1 protein-coding gene and 1 pseudogene are annotated in these 1476 nt (G+C 61.5%); both read right to left on the bottom strand.

From position 1 onward, the window contains the following. Nucleotides 1-76 precede the first annotated feature (76 nt). A complete protein-coding gene (locus CKO41_RS18245) occupies nucleotides 77-1219 on the bottom strand; it encodes an IS91 family transposase (protein ID WP_200383285.1) in 1143 nt (380 codons plus the stop codon). Nucleotides 1220-1300: 81 nt separating this feature from the next. Continuing rightward, a pseudogene (locus CKO41_RS18240) lies at nucleotides 1301-1476 on the bottom strand (ISKra4 family transposase); the annotation flags it as partial.

Here is a 1476-nt window from a genome sequence, read left to right as displayed (position 1 = left end):
GAACAATCAGTCAGTTAGCGACGGCGCCGTGCCTGCCGGCGATTTCCGGCCACTCGACTTCCGGTGCCGGATTCGATTATAAGGCATTGTTCCTGCTATTGAAAACGACTTTCCGTTCAGGCACTAGATAGGAAATTTGACCGCGAACGCTGAGGCGATGAAACAGGGGACGCCCACAGAGGGGGCACTGACGGGCTGGCGCCTGTGTCGCTGTCGCGGCCTCTGCAACCACGCCCAGTTGATCCTTGATCCGTTGCCGCTTGTTGGCGGCCCCGGCGGTGTAGAGTCCGTAATAACGCACGCCGTGCTGGCCTTTGACCGGCACGTGCCAGAGCACGCGCGCGATGAACTGCGTCGGGGATAACTGCATGGTCTTCTCGCACCCGTCGTGGTGGTCGCGGTAACGAAAGCTCACCTGCTCAGGCGTGGCCGGGACGATGCGGTGATCCTTGATGGGACCGCCGCGCAGATACCGCGACAGGTAGTTGACCACGCCGTGACCATGGCGATAACCGCCCTGGATGCGGACATTCCAACGCTTGCGTGAGATCGTGCGCAAGACCTGCCTCCAGCGCTGCGGCGTCCAATCCGGCGGCAGCTTCAGCTCACCGGCCGCGTAAGCGTCGTTGAGCCAGCTGAGCCACTTGCCGCGGAACTTGGCCTTGAGCACCCCCACGGGCAGCAGGTAGCCGTTCTTGACCGGGCGCCACTGCTCGCCAGCGAGCCCGCCGCCCGTGACGAGGACATGCACGTGCGGATGGAAGCTCAGGGTGCGCCCCCAGGTGTGCAGCGCACTGAGCAGCCCCACCTCGGCCCCCAGATACTTGTCATCGGCCAGCAGCTGTCGCAGCGTTTCCGCGGAGGCCTTGAACAGGTGATCACCGCACCACTGACGGTTGTACTGCCACAATGCATCGAGCTCATGGGGCAACGTGAAGACCACGTGATAGTGGTCGCAGGGAAGCAGCCGCGCTTGGGTCCGTTCCAACCAATCATGGGTCATGGCGCCATGGCAGCGCGGGCAACTGCGATGGCGGCAGGAATGGTTCTGCTGTTCCCTGTGGCCATCATCGAAGCAGATCCATTCTTCGTAACCGAGCGCTTCGGTTTGGCACAGCAGGATGGCCTGCGCGGCACGGGATTGATCCATGCTCAATCCATGGTGTTCTTGATAGGTTTCTAATCCATCTCTGAAGATGCTCTGCAATGTCGCTTCCATGACATTTCCCTTCACTCGATATTGATCCCAGAAATCGGTCTCATGCGGTTGTTTTGAGGGTGCGGCCTCCGCATAATGTGCTCAGCCGGCGCATTGAGCCCCGAACTGATCGATCTTCTGCCAGAACTGTGTCCACCGCCCGGCGGTGTGGGTGAGGGCGCGCAGGCTGAGGACGATCTTCGCGCCTTTGTTCTTCCAGCGCATGCCGGAGGCGCAGAGCCGTTGCTTGACCAGGGTCTTGCAGGCCGCCTCGGTGA

Source organism: Thiococcus pfennigii, from assembly GCF_016583835.1.
In the GTDB taxonomy this organism is placed as follows: domain Bacteria; phylum Pseudomonadota; class Gammaproteobacteria; order Chromatiales; family Chromatiaceae; genus Thiococcus; species Thiococcus pfennigii.
The sequence above is the reverse complement of the archived record's forward strand: the minus strand, read 5'-3'. Positions and strand labels throughout refer to the sequence as shown.